The organism is Pseudomonas sp. S2_E01, assembly GCF_054668365.1.
This window is the reverse complement of sequence record NZ_CP162762.1, coordinates 4,979,452-4,999,603: the sequence shown is the minus strand read 5'-3', so window position 1 is coordinate 4,999,603 and position 20,152 is coordinate 4,979,452. Positions and strand designations below refer to the sequence as shown.

General features: G+C 61.0%; 17 protein-coding genes. 11 read left to right on the top strand and 6 right to left on the bottom strand.

The window, feature by feature from the left end; translation table 11 throughout:
- Nucleotides 1-172: 172 nt before the first annotated feature.
- Nucleotides 173-1,216 (bottom strand): methyl-accepting chemotaxis protein, encoded by a 1,044-nt coding sequence (locus AB4O36_RS23180; protein WP_460142169.1) that lies wholly within the window; start codon nucleotides 1,214-1,216, stop codon nucleotides 173-175.
- A gap of 954 nt (nucleotides 1,217-2,170) precedes the next feature.
- Nucleotides 2,171-3,841, bottom strand: a complete 1,671-nt coding sequence (gcbA, locus tag AB4O36_RS23175) for a diguanylate cyclase GcbA (protein ID WP_460140368.1) — start codon at nucleotides 3,839-3,841, stop codon at nucleotides 2,171-2,173.
- A gap of 460 nt (nucleotides 3,842-4,301) precedes the next feature.
- Here gcbA and AB4O36_RS23170 point away from each other — a divergent pair, with 460 nt between their 5' ends.
- The 6 genes from AB4O36_RS23170 to AB4O36_RS23145 all read left to right on the top strand — a co-directional run bounded on the left by AB4O36_RS23170 (nucleotide 4,302) and on the right by AB4O36_RS23145 (nucleotide 11,371).
- Nucleotides 4,302-5,369 (top strand): DUF2333 family protein, encoded by a 1,068-nt coding sequence (locus tag AB4O36_RS23170; protein WP_460118437.1) that lies wholly within the window; start codon nucleotides 4,302-4,304, stop codon nucleotides 5,367-5,369.
- Between the two features lie 3 nt (nucleotides 5,370-5,372).
- The gene (locus AB4O36_RS23165; RefSeq protein WP_460140367.1) at nucleotides 5,373-5,930 is read left to right on the top strand and encodes an NUDIX hydrolase; all 558 of its coding nucleotides are present in this window, start codon (nucleotides 5,373-5,375) and stop codon (nucleotides 5,928-5,930) included.
- Between the two features lie 613 nt (nucleotides 5,931-6,543).
- On the top strand, nucleotides 6,544-6,915 hold the full coding sequence (locus AB4O36_RS23160; protein ID WP_046032986.1) for a translation initiation factor Sui1: 372 nt from the start codon (nucleotides 6,544-6,546) through the stop codon (nucleotides 6,913-6,915).
- A gap of 218 nt (nucleotides 6,916-7,133) precedes the next feature.
- Nucleotides 7,134-9,047 carry an arginine decarboxylase gene (gene speA, locus AB4O36_RS23155; RefSeq protein WP_460118433.1) on the top strand — a complete coding sequence of 638 codons (1,914 nt, stop codon included), beginning with the start codon at nucleotides 7,134-7,136 and terminating at the stop codon, nucleotides 9,045-9,047.
- A 234-nt stretch (nucleotides 9,048-9,281) separates the two neighbouring features.
- Nucleotides 9,282-10,592 (top strand): type VI secretion system Vgr family protein, encoded by a 1,311-nt coding sequence (locus AB4O36_RS23150; protein ID WP_460140366.1) that lies wholly within the window; start codon nucleotides 9,282-9,284, stop codon nucleotides 10,590-10,592.
- Complete coding sequence (locus AB4O36_RS23145; RefSeq protein WP_460140365.1) at nucleotides 10,589-11,371, top strand: DUF4123 domain-containing protein; 783 nt, start codon at nucleotides 10,589-10,591, stop codon at nucleotides 11,369-11,371. Before AB4O36_RS23150 ends, AB4O36_RS23145 begins: the two co-directional genes overlap by 4 nt.
- Here the strand turns inward: AB4O36_RS23145 and AB4O36_RS23140 are convergent.
- Together AB4O36_RS23140 and AB4O36_RS23135 are read right to left on the bottom strand one after the other, a co-directional pair.
- Nucleotides 11,365-12,714 carry an MATE family efflux transporter gene (locus AB4O36_RS23140; protein WP_460140364.1) on the bottom strand — a complete coding sequence of 450 codons (1,350 nt, stop codon included), beginning with the start codon at nucleotides 12,712-12,714 and terminating at the stop codon, nucleotides 11,365-11,367. The two genes, AB4O36_RS23145 and AB4O36_RS23140, sit on opposite strands and share 7 nt — an antisense overlap.
- A 52-nt stretch (nucleotides 12,715-12,766) precedes the next feature.
- Nucleotides 12,767-13,060 carry a hypothetical protein gene (locus AB4O36_RS23135; RefSeq protein WP_460118426.1) on the bottom strand — a complete coding sequence of 98 codons (294 nt, stop codon included), beginning with the start codon at nucleotides 13,058-13,060 and terminating at the stop codon, nucleotides 12,767-12,769.
- A gap of 145 nt (nucleotides 13,061-13,205) precedes the next feature.
- Here AB4O36_RS23135 and AB4O36_RS23130 point away from each other — a divergent pair, with 145 nt between their 5' ends.
- The 5 genes from AB4O36_RS23130 to AB4O36_RS23110 all read left to right on the top strand — a co-directional run bounded on the left by AB4O36_RS23130 (nucleotide 13,206) and on the right by AB4O36_RS23110 (nucleotide 16,759).
- Complete coding sequence (locus AB4O36_RS23130; RefSeq protein WP_460140363.1) at nucleotides 13,206-13,508, top strand: MazG-like family protein; 303 nt, start codon at nucleotides 13,206-13,208, stop codon at nucleotides 13,506-13,508.
- Complete coding sequence (locus AB4O36_RS23125) at nucleotides 13,508-14,257, top strand: methyltransferase domain-containing protein (protein ID WP_460118424.1); 750 nt, start codon at nucleotides 13,508-13,510, stop codon at nucleotides 14,255-14,257. The genes AB4O36_RS23130 and AB4O36_RS23125 overlap by 1 nt, the downstream gene beginning before the upstream one ends.
- A 12-nt stretch (nucleotides 14,258-14,269) precedes the next feature.
- Nucleotides 14,270-14,884 carry a DUF4136 domain-containing protein gene (locus tag AB4O36_RS23120; protein WP_460140362.1) on the top strand — a complete coding sequence of 205 codons (615 nt, stop codon included), beginning with the start codon at nucleotides 14,270-14,272 and terminating at the stop codon, nucleotides 14,882-14,884.
- Between the two features lie 56 nt (nucleotides 14,885-14,940).
- Entirely contained in the window at nucleotides 14,941-15,498 is a 558-nt protein-coding gene (locus AB4O36_RS23115; protein ID WP_460118420.1) for a DUF4136 domain-containing protein, read from the top strand.
- 478 nt (nucleotides 15,499-15,976) lie between these two features.
- Nucleotides 15,977-16,759, top strand: coding sequence for a response regulator transcription factor (locus AB4O36_RS23110; RefSeq protein WP_460118418.1), 783 nt, complete (start codon nucleotides 15,977-15,979; stop codon nucleotides 16,757-16,759).
- A 64-nt stretch (nucleotides 16,760-16,823) separates the two neighbouring features.
- Here the strand turns inward: AB4O36_RS23110 and AB4O36_RS23105 are convergent, their stop codons facing one another.
- Both AB4O36_RS23105 and AB4O36_RS23100 read right to left on the bottom strand, forming a co-directional pair.
- Nucleotides 16,824-18,494 (bottom strand): ShlB/FhaC/HecB family hemolysin secretion/activation protein, encoded by a 1,671-nt coding sequence (locus AB4O36_RS23105; protein ID WP_460140361.1) that lies wholly within the window; start codon nucleotides 18,492-18,494, stop codon nucleotides 16,824-16,826.
- 82 nt (nucleotides 18,495-18,576) lie between these two features.
- Nucleotides 18,577-19,995, bottom strand: a complete 1,419-nt coding sequence (locus AB4O36_RS23100; RefSeq protein ID WP_460140360.1) for a collagen-like triple helix repeat-containing protein — start codon at nucleotides 19,993-19,995, stop codon at nucleotides 18,577-18,579.
- Nucleotides 19,996-20,152: the final 157 nt, after the last annotated feature.

Sequence of the window (20,152 nt, the reverse complement as noted above, 5' to 3'; positions counted from 1 at the left end):
TATGTGACTGGGCGGTGAAATCCGGTCAGTTTGAGGATGTTTGTGTATTGGAGTTGGGGGAGGATAGCGGAGAGTTGTGGATTGCGCTGGGATGCAAGTGAAGGGGAGGCCAAACCGGCCTCATCGCGGGCTTGCTCGCGAAGGCGGCCGGTCAGTCAACACATGATTTGGATCAGACCCGAAACGCCTGAACCGCCGTATCCAACCGCCCACCCAGCACCAGCAAGTGCTCCCCTTGCTCGCGCCCTTCACCAATACGCAGCAGGTTGTCCCCGCCCAATTGGTGAATGCGCTCGCTGTGATCGCGAATTTCGCTAACCGCGCCACTTTGCTGCGCGGTGACATCGGCGATGCGGATCGCAGTGTCGGCGATGGTCTGGATCGCGCCGACGATTTTGTCCAGCGCACCATCGGCTGCCTGGGCCTGGCTGGCAGTGGCTTCGGCGTGTTCCACCTGGGCGCGCATGCCTTCCACCGACTCGCGCGCCGCACTCTGCAGGCCGGCGATCAGGGTCTGGATCTCGGCCGTGGCGCCCGCCGTGCGTTGCGCCAGTGAACGGACTTCTTCAGCCACAACCGCAAACCCTCGGCCCATTTCGCCGGCGCGGGCGGCTTCGATGGCGGCGTTCAGGGCGAGCAGGTTGGTCTGGTCGGCAATCGAACGGATCACCGTCAGTACGCCACCAATGGTCGCCGACTCCTCGGCCAGGTGCTCGATCATTTGTGCGTTGCCTTGTACTTCCTCGACCAGCGCATGCAGGCCGGTCAGGCTCAGGCCAATGACTTCCTGTCCGTGTTCCACTGCCAGCCCGGCATGGCGGCTGGCGTCGGCAGCCTGGCTGGCATCGCCAGCGACCTGTTGAATGGTCGCCTCCAGTTCACCGAGCGAGTCGCGAATCAACGCGGTATCGCCGGCCTGATGCTCGGCGCCGTTGTGCAGTTCGTTGCTCAATTCAGCGAGCGTCCGGCTGGTGCCCGAGACTTGTTCGGCGTTGAGGCGAATGGTGCCTACCAGGTCGGCGAGGTAGGCGCGCAGGCGGTTGAGCGAGGCCTGGATATCATGCAGCTCGCGGTTGGTCTTGCCCAGTTCGATGTCCCGGCTGAAGTCGCCCTCGGCCCAGGTCAGCAGCGCGGGCGCGAGATTGGTCAGGGTCCGGGCCAGGCGCCGTTGCAGCGTGTCGATCAGCAGCGCGATCAGCAGAATCAGGCCAATCATCACGCCTTGCATCAGTCGGACTTCACTCTGAATCTGTCCGTGCTGGGCGCGAACCACCGGTTCCAGCCCTGCGATCGCCTGCTGTACCTCAGCGATTTTCTGGTGCGTTGCGGCGCTCAGGTCGGTGCGCTTCTGGATCTGTTCGCGGGTGCGCTCAAGTTCGGCGGGGTAGCGAGTCAGCAGGCTATTAAGGTCGCGCTTGAGTCCGACGCCGGCATCCTCGGTTTCGGTTTTTTCGGTGTTTTCCAGGCCCATCATCGCGGCGAAATCGTCGGAACCCGATTCGTGGGTACTGGCAACGCCGAGCAGCGGCAAGGCGTTCAGCAGCTCCGCTTGTGTGCGGATGCTGGTGACTTCGCGTTCAACATCCGCCGCCAGTTCGCTGCGACCGCTGCTGACCAGCTTGTCCCGCGCCAGAGACAGTTTGCCCAGGTGCTGGGAAGCGGCCAGCAACGGTGTCAGATACGTCGCGTGACCGCTGGCGTACTGGCTGAGCTGATCGAGACTGGCTCCGAGTTCCCGTTCGGCTTGCAGCAGTAGGGCCTGAGGGTCGCCAGCGAGTTTCCCAGCGGCCAGCAGATCGGTTCTGCTGAATTCATCCAGGTTCTTAAGGCTGGGGCGCAAGGAGTCGGCCAAGGGCGGGGGCAACGCGCCCAGTTCCTTTTGCAGTGTTTCGATTGCCTGGCTGGCACCGCTCAGGCGCAGTGCGTCACCGCTGGCGAGGTAGTCCTCGACGTTGCGCGCGACTTCATTCTGAAACTGCTGGGACAGACCCAGGTAGCGCTCCATCAACAGATAAGGACGTTCCAGGGCTTTTTGCGACCACCACAGGGTGACGCCGAGGGCGACGCACACGGCGACTAAAAGGAGGGTATTGAAATTGGTCAGCAATTTGAGGCGCATCGCGGACTACCAACGGCAGAATGGTAAGTCCGTGAAGTTATTGCGATTGTGTTACATGGTTATGACGGATTCGGTCGATTCCGATGAAAAAGTGGCACTTTGCTTTGATGTCCGCGCCGCATGCACCCGATTGCGTCCGGCATGCTTGGCGCGATACAGGGCTTCGTCTGCCTGACTCGCCATCATCAGGCTGTCAGAGTCCTCGCAGAGTTCAACCACCCCGGCGCTGAACGTGCACCACAGGTCCTGGGGCTGGGCCGGGTAATGAATCTCGGCAAAGCGCTGACGGATCTCGTCGAGTACGTTGTGAGCCGCTTCGATATCGGTGTCGGGCATCACGATGGCGAACTCTTCGCCACCGTAACGACCGATGAAGTCGGTCTTGCGCAGGCGTTGCTTGAGAAACAGTGCCAGGCTCTTGATCACTCGGTCGCCCATAGGGTGGCCGTGGCTGTCGTTGACTCGTTTGAAGTGGTCGATGTCCAGCATCGCAAAGCTCAGTGGCTTGTTCTCGCGGCGAGAACGGAAGCTGCAGTCTTCGAGTAGTTGCAGAATGTGCGTGTGGTTGTACAGGCCAGTGAGGCTGTCACGCACCATTCGCGCCTTCAGGTTGCGGGCCCGGGCTGCGCGGTTGCGCACCGTGGTGATCAGGTGCCGGGGCTTGATCGGCTTGGTCAGGAAGTCATCGCCGCCCTCGCTCATGGCGTCGAGCTGTTTGTCCTGATCGTCCTCGGCGGACAGGTAAATGATCGGCACGCTGACATAACGGTCATTGTGGCGAATCACCTTGGCCAGTTCGGTGCCGGTGCAGGTCGGCATATACATGTCGAGGATGATCAGGTCCGGCTGGAAATCGGCCAGTTCGGCCATGGCCTGGATCGGATCGATCAGGGTGCGCGTGACGATCCCGGCGCTGTTGAGCAGGCGTTCGGTGTGCAACGCCTGGGCGCGGGAGTCGTCGATGACCAGCACTTTATAGGGCTCGTACTGCGCGACACAGGTCAGGACTTCGATTTTCTCCAGCAGGCTCGAGGCTTCGAGAGTGCCGGTCAGGAACTCCTGGCCACCGGCCCGCACGGCGGCCAGGCGGGTGGGAGTGTCGGTTTCGTGCAGGCTGAAAAACAGCAGCGGTAATGGCTCGTCCAGGCCGACCTGTGCCTCGGCGGCCAGTTTGAGGCCGATACCAGGGCCGCAGAAGTCCACGTCCATTACAATGGCGGCAGGCAGGCGTTCGACCATCGACGATCGGAACGAGGCCACGCTGTCGAGGGACTGGGCGCTGAGCCCGAAGAATTCCAGTTGTTTGGCCAGGCGCTCGGCACGCTCGTGATCCTGCAGCATCACGTAGATCGGCTTGCGCAGGGGCGGCAGGAAGGTCTGTTCGAGTTGATCGCCGTGACGCAGGCCGGTGCGTGACAGGCGCTGCATCAGGCGATTGAGGTCGGTGATCAGCCCGCTGCTCAAACGTCCGCGATTGGCGTCGACCGCTTCCAGGGACAAGCCGATGTTGCGTGCCAGTTGGGTATGTTCCGGTTGCTCGAAGCGCTCGGCGAAACGCAGCAGGCGCAGATTGGCCTCGCTCAATTCCGCCAGGTCGGCGATGGACCACTCACTGCGTTGCAGGCGCTGCCAGATCTCAAGAATTTGACGTGCCTGATGAATTACCCGCTGGGCAAAGTGATGCTTGAGGCGATCGCGGCTTGGGTCTTCTGGCTCGGTCATATCCTGACTACTAGGTAGGGTGCATGCTGAGGTCGACTGGTGGCTCTATGCTAGCACCTCTTTTCGCCGGGATGAGTGTCGTACGTCAATAATCTGCAACCAGACCGCATTCATTTTCTGACTTGGCGGTCTTCAAGTGCCTGTGCGTTGTTGGGTGCGACCCGTAAAACGGGTGCTGCGAGCATTTTCGGCCACGATTTTACGAAGGTCTGCGCGATCCTCGTTGCCGGGCAATTGTGTTTTTTCAGTGGTCTGGATCCTGTCGGGGATCGAGGCTGGCAGGGGTCAGGGATTCCCCTAGAGATCATCGTGACAAGCGCCAGCACCGAAACCAGCCTGCGCTACCCGGCGCCAGATCGATATTGCGTCCGGATAACTCGACGACAGGTGCCGGGCAAAGGCACGTTGTTGTATGGTTGTGGTCGAACCGTTGAACCCAAGTGATTGAAAGGACATCGCCATGCTGGACTGGAAGAACCGCGCGGGCAGCGCGCCTGAACGACCTGCTGAACCGAAATCGGCCACCCGCAGTTACGTTGGCGGCCTGCTGTTCAGTCGCGCGCTGGCCACGCTGATCGGTCTCTATCTGCTTGTGACCATTGCGCTGGGTTGGTACTGGAGCCAGGAGCCAGCATTGTTCCCGGTTCAACAGAATGCCCAGATCGCCGCCGAGAAAGAAGGCAAGCAGATGGTCATCGGGTATACCACCGTGGAAACCCTCAAGACCGTCGCCGATACCCTGCTGACCAAACCAGGTGGCTATATTTCCAACGACCGGTTCCCGCCGGGCCTGTGGATGGATAACACGCCGAGTTGGGAATATGGCGTGCTGGTCCAGGTCCGCGACCTGACGCGCGCCTTGCGTAAAGACTTCGCCCGCTCGCAATCGCAGTCGGCCGAAGACGCCGATCTGGCAAAAGCCGAACCGCGTTTCAACTTTGACAACAAAAGCTGGGTGCTGCCGTCCAGTGAGTCCGAGTACCAGGAAGGCATCAACTCCCTGAACCGCTATCAGGCGCGCCTGTCTGACCCGACGCAGAAAAACGCGCTGTTCTACGCTCGCGCCGACAACCTGAACAACTGGCTTGGCGATGTCGGTACCCGCCTGGGTTCGCTGTCGCAACGTCTGTCGGCCAGCGTCGGTCGGGTCAAGCTGAACACGGCGCTGAAGACCGAAGTCGTCGCACCGGGCGAAGTCCCGCAGGTTGACGAGGAAATTGTCGAGACTCCGTGGATGCAGATCGACAACGTGTTTTATGAAGCCCGCGGCCAGGCTTGGGCGCTGTCCCATCTGCTGCGCGCCATCGAAGTCGATTTCGCCGATGTGCTGGCGAAAAAGAACGCGACGGTCAGCGTGCGTCAGATCATTCGTGAGCTCGAGGCCTCGCAAGAGCCGGTGTGGAGCCCGATGATCCTCAACGGCAGCGGCTTCGGTGTGCTGGCCAACCACTCGTTGGTGATGGCCAATTACATTTCCCGTGCCAACGCCGCCGTGATCGATTTGCGTCAACTGCTCAATCAGGGCTGAGTCATGGTCGATAACGTGAGGGAGGCCGCCCATCGCGCGGCTTCCGATGCCGAACAGATTGCCTGGGTCGATGAGCAGGACAACCTGATCGGCTCCCTGGTGCGCTCCGACCTGCGCGAGCGCGGGCTGATCGGGCGCGGCACGTACATCATGCTGTTCAATACCGCCGGTGAGCTGTGCGTACACCGGCGTACCCTGAGCAAGGCGATTTATCCAGGTTACTGGGACGTCGCGGCGGGAGGCATGGTGCTCGCCACTGAAACCTACGCCGAGTCGGCTGCCCGGGAGCTGGAGGAAGAGTTGGGGGTGAGCGGCGTGGAACTGACAGCCCACGATCATTTCTTTTTCGAGGACACGGATAACCGGCTCTGGTGTTCGGCATTTTCCGCCGTGTGGGACGGGCCCCTGGTCCTGCAACCGGAGGAGGTGCTGGAAGCGCGTTTTATCCCGGTTGAGCAGGTCATGCAGGAAATCCAGCAAAAGCCCTATTGCCCGGACTCCCTGGCCGCCTTGAGGCGCTATCTGCGCACTCACGGTGGCGACGTCGCAAAGGAGGCATAAATTGGCGCCGATTGGCTCTTAGCAATCGGCGTTTTTGCCGTTACACTGCGCGACCTTTTCAAACTGTAACGTTTCACAGTACCTGTAAGGGCGAGCACGCTCGCGTGGGGTGTCAGGCTGTCAGCGTTATCGTTGACGACCATCGCGAGTAAACTCGCTCCTACAGGTTCGGTGTTGTCTCTGTAGGAGCGAGCATGCTCGCGATGGTGGACCAGACGCCGTGGGGTGTCAGGCTGTCAGCGTTGACGACCATCGCGAGTAAACTCGCTCCTACAGGTACGGTGTTGTCTCTGTAGGAGCGAGCATGCTCGCGATGGTGGACCAGGCGCCGTGGGGTGTCAGGCTGTCAGCGTTATCGTTGACGATTATCGCGAGTAAACTCGCTCCTACAGGTACGGTGTTGTCTCTGTAGGAGCGAGCATGCTCGCGATGGTGGACCAGGCGCCGTGGGGTGTCAGGTTGTCAGCGTTATCGTTGACGATTATGGCGAGTAAACTCGCTCCTACAGGGAGTCAAACGTTGCAGTAGCGCTGCCCCTGCCTGAGTGGGGCTTCGCGGTCGATAGCCTGCCCCAGGCTGCGACCAGTCTTTGTCCTCCCATAGAGGATTGCCGGTGGCCAAAAAAGCCGCATCCTTCGCCGCCCTTGGTGGCTTGGTATTTTCCACAGACGCAGGTCGTCATTGCCCGGAATGCAGTAAACCGGTGGACGCCTGCATCTGCAAACAAACCGTTATCCCGGCCGGCGACGGCATCGCGCGCGTGCGTCGCGAGAGCAAGGGCCGTGGTGGCAAGACGGTGACGACCATCACCGGCGTGCCGTTGGCCGAAGATGCGCTCAAGGAACTGGCGACCACGTTGAAAAAACGTTGTGGCACCGGCGGGGCGTTGAAAGACGGCATCATTGAAATCCAGGGCGATCATGTCGAGCTGCTGCTGGGTGAACTGATCAAGCTCGGTTTCAAAGCGAAGAAGTCCGGCGGCTAGCAGCCTCTGTGAAGATCATCGGTGGCTTGACCCCGTCCTGAAACCTTCGGACCCGGTGTCGCCACCATGCTTTTCACAGAGCCTGTTCCTGACTGGCTTCTAAACTCGTTGCGGTCGACGAGGTCTACCCCTTCGTTGACGAACCGTCATTTTCATTCTTTAGACTGCGCCGGCCTGAATCCAGGTGACGCTCCATGACTTCTTTATAGGGGACTTCAATGTCCGTACGACGCACACGCAAAGACGATGGCAGCCAATGGACAGTTGCGGACAGCCGCAGTGTTTACGGGATTCGCCATTGGGGGGCCGGATATTTCGCGATCAATGATGCCGGTCGCGTCGAGGTTCGTCCGAACGGCCCACAAAGTTCGCCTATCGACCTGTTCGAGCAAGTCGATCAGCTGCGCCAGAGCGGCCTGTCCTTGCCGTTGCTGGTGCGTTTTCCCGATATCCTGCAAGACCGCGTACGTCAGCTGACCGGCGCATTCGACGCCAACATCGCGCGCCTGGAATATCAGAGCAAGTACACCGCGCTGTACCCGATCAAGGTCAACCAGCAGGAAGCAGTGATCGAAAACATCATCGCCACGCAAAACGTGTCGATCGGCCTGGAAGCCGGCTCCAAGCCAGAGCTGCTGGCCGTACTGGCCCTGGCGCCCAAAGGTGGCACCATCGTCTGCAACGGCTACAAGGACCGTGAGTTCATTCGCCTCGCGCTGATGGGCCAGAAGCTTGGCCACAACGTGTTCATCGTGATCGAGAAAGAGTCCGAAGTGGGGCTGGTGATCGAAGAGGCTGCCTCGCTGAAGGTCAAGCCACAGGTTGGCCTGCGCGTGCGCCTGTCGTCCCTGGCTTCGTCGAAGTGGGCCGACACCGGCGGCGAAAAATCCAAGTTTGGCCTGTCGGCGGCGCAACTGCTGTCGGTGGTCGAGCGTTTCCGCGCGGCGGGCCTGGATCAGGGCATTCGCCTGCTGCACTTCCACATGGGGTCGCAGATCGCCAACCTGGCGGACTACCAGCACGGCTTCAAGGAAGCGATCCGCTACTACGGGGAACTGCGCAACCTCGGCCTTCCGGTGGATCACATCGACGTGGGCGGCGGTCTTGGCGTTGACTACGACGGCACCCATTCGCGCAACGCCAGCTCGATCAACTACGACATGGACGATTACGCCGGTGTCGTGGTCGGCATGCTCAAGGAATTCTGCGATGCGCAGAGCCTGCCGCACCCTAACATTTTCTCCGAGAGCGGCCGTTCCCTGACCGCACACCACGCCATGCTGGTGGTGCAGGTCACCGACGTCGAGAAACACAACGACGACGTGCCGCAGATCGAGAACAAGGAAGCACTGCCGGAAACCGTGCAGTGGCTGGTCGATCTGCTCGGCCCGACCGACATCGAAATGGTCACCGAAACCTACTGGCGCGCCACGCACTACATGAGCGATGTGGCTTCCCAGTACGCGGACGGCAAAATGACGCTGGCGGAAAAGGCCCTGGCCGAGCAATGCTACTTCGCCGTGTGCCGTCGCTTGCACAACTCCCTGAAGGCGCGCCAGCGCTCCCACCGTCAGGTGCTGGACGAACTCAACGACAAGCTCGCCGACAAGTACATCTGCAACTTCTCGGTTTTCCAGAGCCTGCCGGATACCTGGGCCATCGGGCAGGTCCTGCCGATCCTGCCGCTGCATCGCCTGGACGAAGAGCCGTTGCGCCGCGCGGTGTTGCAGGACCTGACGTGTGACTCGGACGGCAAGATCAAGCAGTACGTCGACGAACAGAGCATCGAAACCAGCCTGCCGGTGCATGCGCTCAAGGATGGTGAAGACTACCTGCTGGGGATCTTCCTGGTCGGTGCCTACCAGGAAATCCTTGGTGACATGCACAATCTATTCGGTGACACCGATTCGGTGAACATCTATCAGAACGCCGACGGCAGCGTGTATCACGCGGGTATCGAAACCCACGACACCATCGAAGACATGCTGCGTTACGTGCACTTGTCGCCGGAAGAGTTGATGACTCACTACCGCGACAAATGCGCCAGTGCTCGCATCTCGGCCGCCGAGCGTACCCAGTTCCTCGACGCCCTGCGTCTGGGCCTGACCCGTTCGTCTTATCTGTCTTCCTGACGTCAGCCGCTGCCCCCACCGGGTTGTCTGAAAACTAACTGCGCAATGCGGGAATTTCAGATGACCTGGGTGCGGCGTTTCCTGGTTTTTAGCCAAAGTGGTTCCCGCTTCCGGCTCTCAAAGTTATCTGGTCTTCTTTTCTCGTAGGCCATTTCCTAAGTTGTACTTCAGCTCTCTACTCGGCCATGTCTCTCGGCGAGAATTCCCGGCTTCCCTTCCTGTAGAGAATCGCCGATGTTCGATCCAGTCAACGAACAGTCATTTCGTCTGGATGTAGCCGGTCTGCCTGCGCCTTTTGAAGTCCTGGCCTTTATCGGTAGAGAAGCGATCAGCGAACCCTTTGCGTTTGACGTTGACCTGCTGATCGAAGATCCGACGCTCGACTTGGCGAGCTTGCTCTACCGAACAGCCGTCCTGCACTTCGGTTCCCCGGGCAGTGCGCTGCATGGCCAGTTGCATGAACTGGTCCAGCGCGACCATGGCCAGAGCGCCAGGCTTTGTCAGATACGCCTGGGGCCGAAGCTCACGTGTCTGGCCCAGCGTTTCAGCCAACGGATCTTCAATGGGCTGTCGGTGCCTGACATCCTGGACCGGGTACTCAGGGAGCATGGCATCGTCGGCAAGGATCGCCGCTTTGAGTTGCAAGGCGATCACCTGCCTCGGGATTTCTGCACGCAATATCGAGAGTCGGATTTGCAGTTTCTACAGCGCCTGTGTGCCCAGGAGGGGGTGCATTACCACTTTGAACATCAGCCGCACGGCCACTGCCTGGTGTTCGGCGACGGCTTCGGGCATTTCCGCTCTTGCACCCAGGCGTCATTCCAGGTCGGGGGCGAGCAACCAGGCGTGCGGCAATTCCAGCTCCAGGCCGGCCAGCACAGGGCGTCGGGGGCCGAAGGTCGTACCGACCTGCCGGATTTGCGCAGCGGACACTCGATGCCGCTGGTCGGCCATCCGGTCGCTGAGTGGAATCAGCCCTGGCTGCTCACGCATGTCGAACATCACGGCAGTCAGGATCCTTATGAACCCTACACCAACAAGATCCGCGCCATTCCCTGGCAAGCGCCCGTCATGGCGTCTCAGGGGCCTGCCCAACCGCGCATGCACAGCCTGCAACGGGCCTGGGTGGTCGATGTCGATGAACTGCGGCCCGACCCTTCCCGGCCGGTGGCCGTCCAGTTTGACTGGCTCTATCAGGGCGAAGGTGCGAGCCCCAGTCATTGCTGGCTGCCGCTGGCCGGTGAACTGCAAGGTGCGCAGACGTTGAGTGAGGGTACTGAGGTGGTGGTGAGCTTCATTGAGGGCGATCCGGATCAGCCGATGATCTGTGGTTTTCTTCCGCCACCGGAGACGGTTGAAGCACTCCAGGTGTCCGCTGTGCCGGTCGAGGGCCAGGCCGGGGCGGGGATGCTGGAGTTGCTGCGCTCGGGCGAGCCTCTGGTGTTGCTATGTCTTTTGCCGGGTGGTGGAAGTTTCAGTCATTGCGCCGAGGCGTTGTGCACCTGTCGGGTATTGCTGCGCTCTGGTCAGAGCGGTGCGGCATGATCGGCGTGACTGCGCAATGGCTGCTGCTGGATGTCCCGAGTGTCCCGCGAACACGGGCGTTGCTGCAAAAGCCGTTTCACCGGGCCCAGTGGTTCTGGTTGTTCGAAGACACGCACTGGCATGCACTGCGCGAAGACGGGCCGGCGTTGATCGACCTTCGAGAGTGCCCGGCCCTGGCACAGGCCTGCTACAGCCAGGCACAAGTTTGTCGAGGCTTGCTGATTGCCAGTGAGGCGCCAGCGTCTCGGCTGCTGGAACATCTGCGTCGCATGCTCACGGTCACCCTGGGCGTGCACCGTGCCCTGTTGAGTTATTACAACCCAAACACAGCCAGCTATTTTTTCGATGCCTGTGATGCCGGTGAGCTGAGCCGTTGGTTGGGTCCCATCAACCAGTTGCACTGGTTCGGCGGCACCTGGGCCGATCGCGCAGTGGGCTGCCAGGGGTGGCAGCAACTGCTCAATCCTGCACTTGCCGTACGCCCTCTGGCCGTTGAAGAAAGCCTTAGTCCCCTTCAGCGCGAAAAGCTGCAGACCTGCCTGCTGGAACAGCACGCCTGGCACTGGAGTCAATCCACCGGGACCGATTACCCGCGCTTGTGGGCCTATCTGCAGGAAGGCCTGACCCTGGGTTTCAGCGATCGGCCGGTGCTCGACGGCTGGTTATGGCTGCGCCTGCAATACCCCGAGGCTTCGCCGGTGCTGCCCTTGTCGGGGCGCACGCAACAGGAGCGCCTGGACAGCTTGAGCCAGTATTGGCAGAACGATCAGGCTCAATGAGTTCGCTCGGCAAACCAGCGATCCTGCTGGCGCAACGACCAGGCAATAGCGCCCAGGGTCAGGCTGCGCAGCACCATGAACAGCAGGAACGATATCCACAGGCCGTGGTTGCCCAGGTCGCGAAGTCCCCAGGCCAAAGGCAGGGTCAGCAACACCGCCAGAACCATGCCGTTGCGCATTTCCCGGGCGCGGGTGGCGCCGATGAACAGGCCGTCGAGGATGTAGCTCCAGACGGCGATCAACGGCAGGGCGGCCAGATAGGGCAGGTAGATGAAGGCGGTGTCTCGCACACTCTGGATATCGGTCTGCATCTCGATGAACAGGTGCCCGGCGACGACAAACAACGTGGCAAATCCCACGCTTGCCAGCAACGACCAGCCGCAGGCGACGACCAGCGAACGGCGCAAGGCATCGCGGTCGCGGGCGCCGATGGCGTGTCCGCATAACGCTTCCACGGCATGGGCCAGGCCATCGAGCGCGTGTGCGGTCAGCAGCAGGCCATTGAGCAGCAGGGCGTTGGCGGCCACGGTGGAGTCACCCAGTCGCGTGCCTTGCACGGTGATCAGAATGAACACCGATTGCAGCAGCAGGCTGCGGATAAAGATGTCACGGTTGACCGTCAGCAACGGCCGCCAACTCTGCCATAGCGCCAGGGCGGCCCAGGCGATCTGGCCCGGGTAGGCACGCAGGGCCTTGCGGGTCAGCAGCAGGCCGATCAGCGCACCGGTCCACTCGGCAATCACCGAGGCCCGGGCGGAACCGGCCACGCCCCAATCCAGTCCGAGGACAAACCACAGATTCAGCGCAATGTTGACCAGGTTGGTGCTCAGCAGGATCGCCAGCGGCGCACGGGCGTTCTGGGTGCCGAGAAACCAGCCGACCAATGCATAACTGGCGAGTGCCGCCGGCAGACCGAACAGGCGGGTGTGGAAAAACTCCCGGGTCATGTGGTCCAGTTCCGCTGTCGGCTGCATGTAATGCAGCGCGATACCACTCAATGGCACACCCAGCGCACCCAATGCCAGGGCCAGACCCATGGCCAGCAACAGGCCCTGCAACAGAATCTGCCGCAGCGCCGCGCCATCTGCCCGGCCGGCGGCCTGGGCGGCAAAGCCGGTGGAGCCCATGCGCAGGAAGCTCATGGCCCAGGCCAGAAAACTGTAAAGGCTGGCGCCGACCGCGACTGCACCCAGTTGGTGGGCGTGGGGCAGGTGGCCGATGACCGTGCTGTCGACCAGTGCCACCAGGGGCACGGAAATGTTCGAGAGAATCATGGGGGCGGCGAGCGCCCAGACCCTACGATGGGTGGGACGGTCGCGCCAGTCGGCGGTCAGGTTGGACATGCAGGCTCCTTGGGGGAGCCTGCATTGTAACGACAGTTCGGGCTGCTCGTGGCTAGTGGATGATCCAGCTCAACAGCCACAACCCCAACAGCAACCAGATGATCCCCATGATGATCGACGCGTTCATGAACGCCCGGATCGCCGACCACAAGAGCATCAAGCCCACGATCAGGGCAATGATGCTGACGATCGAGGTGTCCATGCCCAGGGTGCGGGACAAACCCTCGACGAAATTGCCGCCGGCATTGCTCAACAGATTGAACAGACCGCTGAGGGCGTCAACGATAAAGCGGATGACCGAACCGAGCGCCTGGCCCAGCCATTCGAAAAAGCTTTCTACCTGCATGTCGTGAACGTCCTGATGTCAGTGGTTGAGCCTTGGGCCACGGAGTACTGCGGCGAGTTCCGTAGCTGGATCGTTTTGAGTATGGCGCAAGAAACTTGCCTTCATGGGTTATCCCCCCGAAGCTATACGTCCTCAGGAGAGCCCGATGAACCTTGTTGAACTGACCGAACGCCTGCATGCCATCCGTGACCGCAACGATTGGCGGCAATTTCACAGCCCGAAAAACCTGGCCATGGCGGCGAGCGTGGAAATGGCCGAGCTGGTGGAAATCTTCCAGTGGCTGACCGAAGACCAGTCACGCCAGTTGCCTGCGGACAAACTCGTCCATGCCGGGCAGGAGGTCGGGGATATCGTGTTGTATCTTCTACTGCTGTGCAGCGAGCTGGGGCTGGACATGAACGAAGTGGTGCGCAGCAAGCTGGCCGACAGTGAGCGGAGGTTCAGCTGATGAGCGATCGTCATTTCGATCAACTGGCGACCCGCTTTGCCGAAAAAATCTACGGCGGGGCCAAGGGCGCAATTCGTCTGGCGGTGCTGCAGGCCGACTTGGCCGAAACCTTGCCCGACCGGCCGTTGCGGGTGCTGGACATCGGTGCCGGACTGGGGCACATGTCCTTGTGGCTGGCCCAGCGCGGGCACGACGTCACACTGGCGGAACCCGCCGAGCCCATGCTTGAAGGTGCCCGCCAACGGTTTGCCGAGGCAGGGCAGAGCGCAGCGTTCATTCAGGCGCCGTGGCAGGAGTTGCTCGGCCAGCTCACCGAACCCTACGACCTGGTGCTGTGTCACGCCGTGCTGGAATGGCTGGCCGAGCCTCATGCGATTTTGCCGGTGCTGCATCAGTTAACCCGCACGGACGGCTGGTTGTCCCTGGCCTTCTACAACCGTGATGCGCTGATCTACCGTAACCTGCTCAAGGGGCATTTCCGCAAAATGCGCAAGAACGACATGGCCGGAGAAAAGCAAAGCCTGACCCCGCAGCAACCTCTTGATCCGCGGGAATTGGCGGCGCAACTTGAAGGCCTCTGGCAGGTCGAAACACAGAGCGGGGTGCGGGTTTTCCACGACTATATGCCTGTGGAATTCCAGGCCCGTGCCGAACTGGTGGACTTGCTGGAAATGGAGTTGGCCCACCGACGTCACCCGAGCTTCGCCGGGCTTGGGCGTTACCTGCACTGGATTTGCCGGCCGATTTGATCGGAGCACAACATGATAAGTCGCTTGGGATTGCTGGTGATGTTCCTGGGCCTGGCTGCCTGCCAGGGCACCAATCCGTATGTGGCCAGTTCCAGGCCCTTGCCACCGGCACCACCGCAGGCAGCCACGACGTTCGACCGTAGTGCGTATCCGGCAGCGCCGCGCGATTATGGACGTTACCGCAGTTGGGCCTGGCTCAACGGGACGTTGCCGCCAGGCACGGCGTGGGCGGACTCCGCACAGGTGGCCGAAGCCGTGAGCAATGCCCTGGATCAACGTGGCTTGCGCCCGTTGCATGACAATCGTGCGGCGGACCTGTTCGTCAGCGCTAATCTGCACCTGGAAACCCGCTTGCGTCGGTATCGTGACGATTACGGCTACTACGGCGGCGGGTATGGTAGCTACAACCGCTATGGCAGCGGCTACGGCATGTACAACACGGTGCCAATCGTACGCACCTATTCCGAGCAGGTTGTGGTGGTGCAGGTCGATCTGTTCGATGCGCAAAGCGGTCAGCCAGTCTGGAGTTCCAGCGCTGAAACGAGTAGCAAGAGCAGTCAGAGCGCGCAGGCCGACGCCATCCGCGAAGCTGTGGAAAAAGCCATGTCGGCGTATCCTCCCAGTTAGCTTCTGCAATAATAAGAAGCGTTCCGCAGGTTCATGTCTTCAACCGGAGAATCATCATGTTCCGCCGTCTCGCTGTTCTGGCCGTGGCCGCACTCCTCAGTGCGTGCGCCGCCAATCAGGTCAACCATGACTTCGACGCCAGCCGCGATTTCGCGGCCTATCGCAGTTGGAGCTGGAAAGATCCCGTCCTGCAATATCGCCCTGACGATCCAAGAATCAAGAGCGACCTGACCGAGCAGCGCATCCGTGAGGCAGTGACCGACCAACTGGATCAGCGCGGTTTGCGCCCGGCGGCGGCTGGCAGCAAGGGCGATGTGCAGGTGCAAACCTACCTCATCGTCGAAGATCGCCAGCAACAGGTGACCACCAACTATGGCGGTACCTGGGGCAACCCATGGAACGGCTATTGGGGGGGGCCGATGTACAACGAGACGCGCAACATCACCTACAAAGTGGCGACCATCCAGATCGATATGCTCGACGGCAAGGACGGCAAACTGGTGTGGCGCGGCAGTGATGAACAGATCCTCAGCCGCACACCGAACCCGTCGGATCGCAGTACGGCGATACACGACACGGTCAAAAACATCCTCGCCAATTACCCGCCTCGTTAACGCGGCGCACCCACTACCCGTAGGAGCGAGCTTGCTCGCGATGGCGGTGTACCAGTCATTTGAACGTTGACTGATACACCGCCATCGCGAGCAAGCTCGCTCCTACGGGTTTTTCATTGTTCTGGGCGATCTGAGGATAATGACAGCCTTGCGCACGCGACGGACGGTGCTGCTGCGGTTGATGCGTATCCCGAGTGTCAGATCTGGCTGATGCAGATTGGCCATCACTCGCGCCAAAAGTCTGGCTTGTGACAAGTCAAAGGCTTACGGGCGTGTTCGGGCTGTCTGGACGAAAGCGTCAAGCAAGCGGTCGCTCACGCGAAGTGGGCAGGCGCGCACGTCGATTGATCCCTGTGGATCCAATCGCCGGGCGGTGTATGACAGAGGACACAAGTGCGTCTACTTTCAAAACAGTAGTTGTACAGCCAATGAAGGATTGTACAGAAGTGGTCAGCCCTGGCCTGGAAGGGAGTTGCCATTGAACAAGTCTGTGTCGCCCGTGAAAATCCTCGTAGTCGATGATCAACCGATGATTGTCGAGATGGTTTGTGAGTTTCTGGAGGACAGCGGCTATCGCTGTGTGCCTTGTGAGTCGAGCCAGGAGGCTGTCGAGCGCTTCACTGGAGACACGGAAGTCGGTCTGGTGCTTTGTGATTTGCACATGCCCGGCCTGGATGGCATCGAGTTGGTCCGGGAGCTGCAACGGTTATCCGGCAAGCATCGGGCATTCGAGGCGATCATGCTGACCGGGCGTGCGGAAAAGCAGGATGTGATCAAGGCCCTGCGGGTCGGAATTGCCGACTACTACCAGAAGCCGATCAACCTGGCGGAAATGCTCGAAGGGGTTCAGCGTCAGGAGATGGCCCTTCAAGAGCGGCAAAAGCATGTGCAACTGGGGCGGTTGAGCCAGAAGTTGCAGTACCTCTGCGCGTCGATCAACGACCTGTATCAGGATCTGGACAAGATCCGTCATGACTCGCCGATGCCACCGAGCAGCGACGTTCATCCCAGCGATGCCGATGGGGTAGAGGTCCCGGCGATTTTCAACCCGTTGTCACCCAGGCAACTGGAAGTGGCGCGGCTGGTTGGCAAGGGACAGACCAATTACCAGATCGCCTGCGAGTTGGGGATCACCGAAAACACCGTGAAATTGTACGTCTCACAGGTGTTGCGCCTGACGCACATGCATAACCGTACGCAACTCGCGTTGGCGTTGTCGCCGAACGTGTCTGCGGTTCGCCAGAAAGACACAACCCACTGACACCTGGCGCCAGTATCTGCAGGAGGAAGGGCTCCTGCAGAAAACAGGAACGGGGCGGTAGCCGTCACAGCTGATAACTGAAGCTGATGCTGTACCGTGGCTTGCGATTGAACGTATCCAGCGCCTTTTCCGACATCGGCTTGGCCGCTTCCAGCGCGATGTTGTAGTACTTCGCATCGCCAAATCGTACGCCCAGCGCCGCCGAGGACAGATCGTTGCCTTTGACCGGCAGCTCATTGAACCAGGTCCGGGCGCGGTCCAGCACCACATAAGGTTGCACAATCCTCACCCAGGTCGCGTCACGGTTGTAGCTGTAGTTCAGCTCGTAGGCCACGCCCCAGCCCTTGTCACCGGAAGCCTGGTCGTCGGGATAGCCTCGGCCGAAGTTCTGCCCGCCAAACACCGCACGTTCGCTCTCGGGCAAGGTGTTGTCGCTCCAATAGAGGGCGGCGGACACCACGCCCTGCCAATGCTCGAAAAACCGGTCGCTTTGCACCCCCGACAAGCGCACGCGGAAGAAGTCCAGGTCGAGGTCGGCGTTGTTGGTCTTCGCGCCCATGCTATCGATGCCCTGGTACAGCCCGCCGCTGAGAATCCGCAGTTGTGTCTGATCGGCCTTGCGCCAGTCGCTCTCGAAGGCCAGGGCACGAATATCACTGCGTTGCTCCAGGCTCAGCGGCAGGCCGACAACCTTGTAGCGTGTCTTGTCGTCGACCGCATACCACCGCGCACCGGCACTGAGCAGTTCGTTGGGACCGGCAGTCAGCGGGTGGCTGAAGCCGATGGAGTAGCGGTCATTTTCCCGGTTGGGTTTGAGCTCGATGCCGTTATCCAACTGCACGTTGGTGCCGAGGTCGGCGCGATAACGCGAGGCCGATAACGCCAGTTGCGTGCCCTCGGCATTAAGGAACTGGTTGTAGTCGACGCGGTAGTAATGCTCGTGGTCAGCACCCGGTGGGAATAATCCACTGAGACTCAGTTGTTCACCCATGGCAGTGTGCGAGTTGCTGCTGATGCCGAGCAACGCCTGGGTGCCGTTACGGTTGTCTTCGGTGGCGTTGAGGCTGCTTGTGAACGATTTACGGCTGGCCTGGACAAGCAGGTAAGCCCCGCCGTCGGTGGTTCCCGGCGGTGGCACCTGGGCCTGCATCGTCACGCCGGGAATGCGGCTCATCAGTGTGGTGTAGCGTTCAAAGGTCTTGCGCGTCAGGGGCCGTTGCGCCTGGAGTTTGGCCACCAGCTTCTCCAGCAGGCCCTTGACCCGCCCGACGTCGCCCGTCAGTTGGTAATCCTTGATGTAACCCTCCACCAGCACCACACGTGCCACGCCGTTATCGAAGCTTTGCTGAGGCAGAAAGGCGTAAGACAACAAATAGCCGTCCTGTTGATAGCGGCGGGTGATGCTGCGCGTGGCTTCGATCAGGTCGGCGACACTGCTTTCCCGGCCAAGCAACGGCTGGTACAACGCGGCCAGCTCGCTGAGTGGATAAATCGTCCCGCCTTCGATCTGCAGGGTTTTGATTGTGACCTTGGTGCTCATCAGCAGTGGCTGGGCCTGGGCCGCACCGGGATCCGGCACCTGCAAGGGGGCAGCGGTCGGACGGTAGGCATCGGCCGGCAGGTTGGGAACGGGAAGGTTGCGGATTGTGTCGTTGCTGTTGAGGAAGCCGGGAAGTGTGTCTGCGAGGGCGCAGGTACCGAGGCTGAGTAGAAGCAGTGACGCGGCTACGCGCATAAAACGTTCCCTGTTCAATCGTTCCAAATAGTGCGGGAAAGCGGCGCAAGGCATCGGTGACGTCTTGCGCCGCTGACGGCAGCTAACGTGATGGGTTGTTCAGCAGGTTACCCAGGCCACCCCCTGCAGTACCGCCATTGACCAGCCCGCCCGCAGCGGTGACGGTATTGCCCAACGAGGTCACGGTGTTGCCGAGCGACGTGCCGACCGGATTGGAATTGCTGGCGACAATAGCCCCGCCGAGGTTCGCGACTGCACCACCCGCCTGGCTGGTGAGGCCGGCGACCGGGGCGCCTATGCCCGTGGCCGCGCCCACATTTTGCGTGACCCCGCTGACGGTTCCGACCACCGGACCAAGCGCGGTGCCGAGGTTGCTGCCCACCGTGGCCAATGGTGCGGTAGGTCCGGTGTTGGCAATACCCGAACCGCCCAATGCGCCGCCCACGCTGGCGACGAGATTGCCGCCTGCGACCGCGTTGTTGGCGGCGGCATTGATCACCCCGTTGCCGCCGTTCAGGCCTTGGCCGAGATTGACCACTGCGCCGCCCACGGTTTCAAGCAGCCCATTACCACCCGTTCCCGAGCCCGTTCCATTGGATACCAGGCCGCCGGACTTGCCGACCGCGGTCCCGGTATTGCTCAAGGCATTCCCGAGGGTGTTGGTCACCGCGTTGCCGCCACCGGCATCGGTTACGCGATCTCCCACACCGTTGACGGTGTCGCCGACTTGCTTGATTGCACCTTTGAGCGGATCACCCAGACCCGTGGCATCACCGACGTTTTGGGTGGTGTTTTCCACCAGGGCGATGACCGGAACGAGTGCGTCGCCGGTTTCCCGGGTCACCGACCCCAGCGGACCGCTGGTGGTGACGGTGCTCAAGGTGTCGCCGAGCATGGTGACCTTCTGGCCGACGCCATCGAGCACCGGTGCGACCCGAGTCACCACGCCACCCGCTACCGGAATGCTGCTGGTAGCGGTGGCCAGTTTGCCGCTGACATCGGAAACGCCATTACCCACATCCTGCACTACACCGCCCACGGCGGAAGCGGTGACACCCAGCCCGTTCGGATCGGTGCCCAGTTTACCCACGCCATTGGCCACGCCATCACCCAGCGTGGTCACCACATTGCCGGCCGTGTTGGCGACGCTTTGCACCACACCGCCGGCTACCGGAACCGAACTCAGCGAGTCGCCGATCTGTCCTACGCCATCGCCAAGGCCACTGACCGTGGTGCCGACATCCTGAACCAGCGTGGTGGTCACCAGCGGCGCACCGGCCGACGGGGGCGTTCCGCCCGAACCGCCTGATCCGCCTCCCGAACTCCCGCCTGAACCATCCCCTGTACCGCCACCACCTGCCCCGGCACTGGCCGAGCTATCAGGTGAACTGCTGCCGGAACTGCTGTGATGACCGCCACCGCCACTGCTGCAACCGCCAAGGCCCAACGAAAGGATGAGCGTCAGGGCTGTTGCCGATTTACACCATGCTGGATTTTTCATGAAGAGATTCCTTGCATCTGTAACAACGTCGTGGGGTCGATAGCTCACCGTTCGTGTGGGCGGCGAAGCCTTCGTCCGTTGTTTACATGAAAGTCGCAAGGTCTCGGGTGCGCCATTCTCCAATTGGTATTAACACCTTGGATACTGGCCTGTTGAT